Source organism: Enterobacter sp. HG048 (assembly GCF_024702055.1).
Classification (GTDB): Bacteria; Pseudomonadota; Gammaproteobacteria; order Enterobacterales; family Enterobacteriaceae; genus Enterobacter; species Enterobacter dykesii.
Genome location: NZ_JANLIZ010000011.1, coordinates 160,962 through 167,824, shown reverse-complemented (window position 1 = coordinate 167,824; position 6,863 = coordinate 160,962). Strand labels below are relative to the sequence as shown.

Genomic DNA, 6,863 nt, shown 5'->3' with positions numbered 1-6,863 from the left:
AATTTGCCTGGCGGCTTTAGCGCGGTGGTCCCACCTGACCCCATGCCGAACTCAGAAGTGAAACGCCGTAGCGCCGATGGTAGTGTGGGGTCTCCCCATGTGAGAGTAGGGAACTGCCAGGCATCAAATAAGTGAAGAGGCCATCCGCAAGGATGGCCTTTTTGCGTTTATACGCTGCACAAACTAATCCCCCAACGCCCTGCTTATACGGTAAACTACCTGCGTTTTTGCATCAGGATAGCGTCTATGAACCACTCCCTTAAGCCCTGGAATACCTTTGGCATTCAACGCAATGCTAAACAAATTGTACGTGCCGATACTGCACAGCAACTGCTGGATGCATGGCAAAGCGCAACTGAAAATAACGAACCCGTACTGATTCTGGGCGAAGGAAGTAATGTCCTGTTTCTCGATGATTTTGCGGGAACGGTGATCGTTAACCGCATCATGGGAATTGATGTGGAAGAGCGTGCCGATAGCTGGCACCTGCACGTGGGTGCCGGAGAAAACTGGCATCAGCTGGTGCAATTTACCCTCGAAAAAGGGATGCCGGGCCTGGAAAACCTTGCGCTTATTCCTGGCTGCGCCGGATCGTCACCTATTCAAAACATCGGTGCCTACGGCCTCGAACTGAAACATGTCTGCGAATATGTCGACTGCATCGAACTGGCGACCGGAACGGCAAAGCGTTTAACGGCGGAACAGTGCCGGTTTGGCTATCGTGAAAGTATCTTCAAACATGAATATCAGGATCGCTACGTGATTGTCGCCGTGGGTCTGCGCCTGTCGAAGAACTGGCAGCCGGTGTTGACGTACGGGGATTTAACGCGTCTCGATCCGGCTACCGTAACCGCCCGCGACGTTTTTGATTCCGTTTGCCATATGCGGATGACCAAACTTCCCGATCCAAAAGTAAACGGAAACGCAGGCAGTTTCTTCAAAAACCCGGTTATCAGCAGCGAAAATGCAAAAGCCTTTCTTGAAGGATGGCCAGCCGCGCCACATTACCCTCAGGCGGATGGCAGCGTGAAGCTTGCCGCGGGATGGCTTATCGATCAATGCCAGCTAAAAGGCACTTCAGTAGGCGGTGCTGCCGTTCACCAGCAGCAGGCTCTGGTGCTGATTAATCAGCGCGATGCGACCAGCGATGATGTTGTACAGCTGGCTCATTATGTTCGTCAGCGTGTGGGCGAAAAATTTAACGTCTGGCTGGAGCCAGAAGTTCGCTTCATTGGCTGCACAGGTGAAGTTAATGCAGTGGAGGCTATCGCGTGAAGGACAATACCATTCCCTTAACCTTGATTAGCATCCTTGCTGACGGTGAGTTTCATTCTGGCGAGCAGCTGGGTGAACAGCTTGGCATGAGCCGTGCTGCTATCAATAAACATATCCAGACGCTTCGCGACTGGGGTGTTGATGTGTTCACTGTTCCCGGAAAAGGCTACAGCCTGCCGGAGCCGATTCAATTGCTGAATGAAGAAGCGATCCGCAGCCAGATCGGACACGGCAATGTAGCGGTGCTGCCGGTGATTGATTCGACGAACCAGTATCTTCTGGATCGTCTGCCTGAGCTGACATCCGGCGATGCCTGCGTTGCTGAATATCAACAGGCTGGTCGCGGCCGTCGCGGTCGCAAATGGTTTTCGCCATTTGGCGCTAACCTCTATCTGTCCATGTACTGGCGACTTGAGCAGGGCCCGGCAGCTGCCATTGGTCTGAGTCTGGTCATCGGCATCGTCATGGCGGAAGTGCTGCACGATCTGGGGGCGGATAAAGTACGTGTTAAGTGGCCTAATGACCTGTACCTCAACGATCGTAAACTTGCCGGCATTCTGGTCGAATTGACGGGAAAAACGGGCGATGCGGCGCAAATCGTCATTGGCGCAGGCCTCAACATGGTGATGCGCAATGTACAAAATGATGTGGTGAATCAGGCCTGGACTAACCTCCAGGAGGCGGGGATCGTCATCGATCGTAACACCCTTGCCGTGCGTATGATTAAAGAGTTGCGCAGTTCACTCACGCTTTTTGAGCAGGAAGGACTGGCATCGTTCCTGTCTCGTTGGGAAAAGCTGGATAACTTTATCAACCGCCCGGTGAAACTGCTGATTGGTGATAAAGAGATCTACGGAATTTCCCGCGGTATTGACGCACAGGGCGCGCTGCTCCTGGAGCAGGATGGCGTGATCAAACCCTGGATGGGCGGTGAGATTTCACTGAGAAGTGCCGAATAACCGGATCGAGTTAATTATGCGAAAACCCGTGTGCGCGACGCTGGCCGTCATGATGAGTCTGCTGTTCTCGCCTCTCTCTCATGCGGATCGGGCCTGGGAGAGTTACAAGGCCCGCTTTTTCAAACCGGAAGGCCGTATTGTTGATACCGGCAATGGCGGCGTATCGCATACGGAAGGTCAGGGTTTTGCCATGCTGATGGCGGTGGCCAACGACGATAAAGCCACGTTCGATAAGCTCTGGCAATGGACAGACAGTCAGCTGAAGAACAAAGAAAATGGTCTGTTTTACTGGCGCTATAATCCCGCAGAGTCCAACCCGGTCGCCGACAAAAACAACGCTGCAGATGGCGATATGCTGATTGCCTGGGCGTTACTGAAAGCCGACGCCCGCTGGCATGACAAGCGCTACGGCGCCGCATCGGATGCAATTACAAAAGCACTGATTGACCACAGCGTGATCCGCTATGCCGGTTACCGCGTGATGCTGCCCGGCGTCCAGGGATTTAAGCTTGAGGGGGAAGTGGTCCTTAATCCTTCCTATTTCGTGTTTCCGGCCTGGCAGGCCTTCTCCAGACGCAGTCATTTGCCGATCTGGCGTGATTTGATTAAGGACGGGAAACGCCTGCTGGGGAAAATGGGCTCGGGTAAAGCGAATCTGCCAACTGACTGGGTTTCACTGGCATCAGGTGGCAAGCTGGCTCCTGCTAAAGGCTGGCCGCCGCGAATGAGCTATGACGCGATTCGTGTTCCGCTGTACGTTGCCTGGTCTGATAAGCAAAGCCCGCTGCTGACGCCGTGGAAGGCCTGGTTTGGACAGTTCTCCCGGGAACAAACTCCCGCCTGGGTTAACGTCACGACCAACGAATATGCGCCCTACATGATGGAAGGCGGCCTGCTGGCTGTACGCGATTTTACGATGGGGCAGTCTTCCGGTGAACCCGAAATTACCTCTAAAGACGACTACTATTCGGCAAGTCTGAAAATGCTGGTGTGGATCGCCCAGCAATAATGTCGAGATTGTCCCTCTCCCCGATGGGGAGAGGGACGTCATACCATGTTACTGCGGATACGGCACCCAATCCCCGCCGTTCAGGCGAACGTAAGGTTTGTTTTGATACTGAATGACGACCGCGTTAGCGTTCTCTGAGACTTCTGCCGTTTGCGGCAGTTTGCTGGTGAGCTGATCCCAGTTCACGCTATCTTCCACAAACAGCTTCCCGTCAACGGCGCGGGCAACCAGTTCTGAAATCGCCAGGTAGCTGGTTGGCTGTGTAATCTCAATCGGTGCGCCCTGATGCGGTGCCTTCATCCCAAAGAATTTAATGCCTGCAGGCACGTTAGTGATGGACGGGCTTGGGATATCACGCAGACCCGACACCTGCATTCTGTCGCCTTTCAGCGCGCCGCCGTGCTCAGGTACCACAACCACCATCACTTTACGGCCTGATTTTTCCAGCTCCGTGAAGAACGCGTCCAGCTCGTCGAAGAACTTCTGCGCACGCACTTTATAATCAGCCGTTTTGCTCACGCCCGGGAAATGGTTACCGTCGTGGAGCGGCAGGGTGTTAAAGAACGTCGCGCTGCGTGGATTGCTGTCTTTTTCGATGGTCTGCAGCCAGCGCTGCAGGACGGCGGTATCGTCATAAACGGGCGAACCGTCGAAGCCCAGCAGAGAGACGGGAAGACCGGTTTGATCCATCAGCGGTGCCTGCATGCCGCCCTGTTCGCGCACCTCTTTCAGGAAGTTACCGAACTGGCCGTTATGCCCCAGCATCAGATGCTGCGTAAAGCCCAGTTTTGCGAGGTTATCGAACAGATAACACTGGTTGCCGGCGGGTTGATACAGGTTTTTATGCGATGTCTGGCCGCAGCTTGCACGCAGCAGGCGGATCGCCGCCGGGCCGCTGTACGAGGTGGCAGAGTTGAAATCTTTAAACTGAATGTCGAAGTGTGACCACAGCGGATGAGACATCAAACCGGCGGCGTCCACGTCGGCCCAGGAGAGAGAGCAGATGTTGATCACCAGCAGTTCAAACGGCTGAGCATCTGCCGGCAGCGCATCCGGGAATTTAGTTTGTCGCTTGTCTTCCGCGGTATAGAAACTGGAGAGCCAGGCGTTCAGGTTGGTAGAGGTCGGCGGCGCGGTCTGGGTTGGGATATCGCCCACCACAGGCGTATCGCCTGCCGTTGTGACGGTTGCCGCCGCGCTTCCCCCGGTGGTGGTTACCGTGGTGGTCGGTTGACCTGCAGGCCACAGCGAAAAGTTGGGCCCAGCCAGCGTCAGCACGTTAAGCCAGATCATAATCGCGACGACAAACACCGTAACGCGGATCCACTGTGACAGGAACAGCCAGGCAACCAGCAGCACAAATACCGCGCCAATCATCTGCCAGTTAATAAAGCGCTCGGTCAGGTCAAGCATATAGTCTGCACTGAAGCCCGCCACCTGCGACCCCTGGCTCATAATGCTGTCCGGCCCCGGTAGCCAGGTATCATGCCAGAACAGCGCAAAGCCGGCAGGTACAGCGACCCAGTGGCGTAAGCGATGCAGCCTGATATTCGGCAGCGGCATCAGCAGGAAGGCCATAAACACGAGGTTGAGAAGGGGATGGAAATTCAGATAGCCTGCCCACAGCAGACCAAACTTCACCAGAAAGTAGAAGTTCCAGCCGGAAAGGCCGCGCCAGTACTGCCAGAGCGGCGAGGGTGACGAAGCGGTATAGGTAGAATTAGTCATGTTTTCGGTCTGCCTTGACGTGTGATGCCCGTGTCAGTGTTCCGGCTGGTTTTACATAGCGAGGTTTGATAAACAGCACTCTGGCCGTATCACGGATACGGCGTATGGAATGGCGCGCGTAGTAGCCAAGCGGGAAAAAGATCAGCGCACAGAATATAACCAGTTGAATGATATCGCTGATATTCATGATGATGCGTTCTCCGCGTTGTCTGTTAATAAGCGAAGGGGTTCCGGAATTCGACGCCAGACGTGTCCATCATGTCTGGCATTGAGGATCGGTTTGGCATCGCTCGTGATAGCGAGCGGTTTGGCCCATTGTTCAGGCTGGAGCGCACGCATCTGCACCAGCTCCGCGCTAATCGTATTATCTTCGAACCAAATCATACGGTTCGAGAAAATATCCCCGGTAGGCAGGGGAAAGATGTGGTTAAGTGCCGTATCGAGATCGTTTACCCGGCAGAAGGACAAAAACAGCACCAGGCGATTGTCGCCAATGGTCATGATGTCCCCTGTACGATTCGGGCGACATAGGGTGAGCGCCTGTTCAACGCGAATACCCGGTACAGGACGCAGGGCAACCATGACCCCTTTTCCGTCTGCAGGAAGAAGCGTGTTGTTCATCATGTTGCCCACGGCGTCGCAGAAGGTATCCCATTTTTGGTACCCACGCAGCTTCATCGGCTGCGTCATGGAGAGCAGCGTGGAAATATCTTCCGGTACGTGGCGGCTAAACTGCTGGCCCTGAACGCTTTCGATAAGCGTCAGGCAGCGTGACAACGGCGCATTCCAGGGAATAACCATATTGGCGCCGCAGCCCAGAAGCAGGCGCTCATCGGTGGCGCGCAGGCTGGTATTATTTTCGCGCACGATGATTTTCAACGCACTTCCGCGCTGGCGGCGTAAGGTGTGGATTTGTCGTGCCAGCGTCTCAATCTGGTTATTCTGCATCAGCGAGAAAATAAGGGTTGCCGCCTGGGTTGTGCGGGCTTCATGGAAAAGGGCTTCGTTAGAATCAAACAATGTCCAGTTTTCCGACAGGGCGGGCGCCCCCTCTAAAACCGCGATATGGCTAAGAATGCGTTTTTCGTCACTGCGCGGCTGCACCACGGTTTCTTCCTGCTGCGCCAGGTGCCACTCGCCCTCGATATGTTTCAGCGTAAGCTGTTGCCTGGCGCTCACGCCTTTTTCATTACACCAGAATGCAATATCGTAGAGATAGCTGCCCACCTGGTCGCGCACGCTTGCCAAACCGAACAGGGAGCGATATTCGGCCATTAAAAGTGAGAACAGCTTGTCATTATTACTGCCGGGATTGACGACCAGAAGCGTGCAATTTTGAAATTTTGCCCATTTATTGATTTTTTCCAGCCACGACAGCAGTTTTTCCGCAGGTATATTTTGCAGAACGTTATTTGCACATTTAAGGATCACTAAATAGTGATCCGGGTCAATAGAGCACTGAACGTCGCGGGTCAAAAAGTATAGACTATCGGCTTCCGATGTCATGGAAAATAATCGCACCGTCTGGGGGCCGCGGTCACTTTCAAGCGTGATAATGTTCTTCGGCTCTTCGCCCATGCTAATGACGGCCACGCGGGAATCCTTATCCTGAGCAGCAATTGTCTGGTTTACCAGACTGATAGCATCTTCATTACGGTCCGTATTAATCCACCAGACTCCTCCGACTGGCATGTGGCTCAATTCGTCCCATAATGACTGGATGCCAATAGAAAATATGGAGTCCACGGTGTCCCTCTTTTCGTCTAATTTATCTGTATCTCAGTTTACTAGCGAAAGCGTAGAAATAAACCTAACATTGAAATTAAAGAACATCAGATTTAGCATGTAAATGAAATTTGTCAGGGCAGGAAGCTCCGCAACTTCTTTAGCGT

At 53.7% G+C, this 6,863-nt stretch carries 6 protein-coding genes and 1 rRNA gene; 4 read left to right on the top strand and 3 right to left on the bottom strand.

All coding sequences use genetic code 11. From position 1 onward, the window contains the following. The first annotated feature begins 6 nt into the window (after positions 1 to 6). From rrf to NUX24_RS14460, 4 genes are all read left to right on the top strand, one after another. Positions 7 to 122: ribosomal RNA gene (gene rrf, locus NUX24_RS14475) — 5S ribosomal RNA — on the top strand. Positions 123 to 246: 124 nt separating this feature from the next. Next, positions 247 to 1,275, top strand: a complete 1,029-nt coding sequence (gene murB / locus NUX24_RS14470; RefSeq protein ID WP_257832364.1) for a UDP-N-acetylmuramate dehydrogenase — start codon at positions 247 to 249, stop codon at positions 1,273 to 1,275. Beyond that, a complete protein-coding gene (gene birA, locus NUX24_RS14465; RefSeq protein WP_047652961.1) occupies positions 1,272 to 2,234 on the top strand; it encodes a bifunctional biotin--[acetyl-CoA-carboxylase] ligase/biotin operon repressor BirA in 963 nt (320 codons plus the stop codon). Before murB ends, birA begins: the two co-directional genes overlap by 4 nt. 16 nt (positions 2,235 to 2,250) lie before the next feature. After that, positions 2,251 to 3,243 (top strand): glycosyl hydrolase family 8, encoded by a 993-nt coding sequence (locus NUX24_RS14460; protein WP_257832362.1) that lies wholly within the window; start codon positions 2,251 to 2,253, stop codon positions 3,241 to 3,243. A gap of 48 nt (positions 3,244 to 3,291) precedes the next feature. Here the strand turns inward: NUX24_RS14460 and bcsG are convergent, their stop codons facing one another. The 3 genes from bcsG to bcsE are packed head-to-tail and all read right to left on the bottom strand — an operon-like array spanning position 3,292 to position 6,717. Beyond that, positions 3,292 to 4,971 carry a cellulose biosynthesis protein BcsG gene (gene bcsG / locus NUX24_RS14455; RefSeq protein WP_257832360.1) on the bottom strand — a complete coding sequence of 560 codons (1,680 nt, stop codon included), beginning with the start codon at positions 4,969 to 4,971 and terminating at the stop codon, positions 3,292 to 3,294. Further along, on the bottom strand, positions 4,964 to 5,161 hold the full coding sequence (gene bcsF / locus NUX24_RS14450; protein ID WP_024908822.1) for a cellulose biosynthesis protein BcsF: 198 nt from the start codon (positions 5,159 to 5,161) through the stop codon (positions 4,964 to 4,966). The genes bcsG and bcsF overlap by 8 nt, the downstream gene beginning before the upstream one ends. After that, on the bottom strand, positions 5,155 to 6,717 hold the full coding sequence (gene bcsE, locus NUX24_RS14445; protein WP_126330559.1) for a cellulose biosynthesis c-di-GMP-binding protein BcsE: 1,563 nt from the start codon (positions 6,715 to 6,717) through the stop codon (positions 5,155 to 5,157). Before bcsE ends, bcsF begins: the two co-directional genes overlap by 7 nt. Between the last annotated feature and the right edge of the window lie 146 nt (positions 6,718 to 6,863).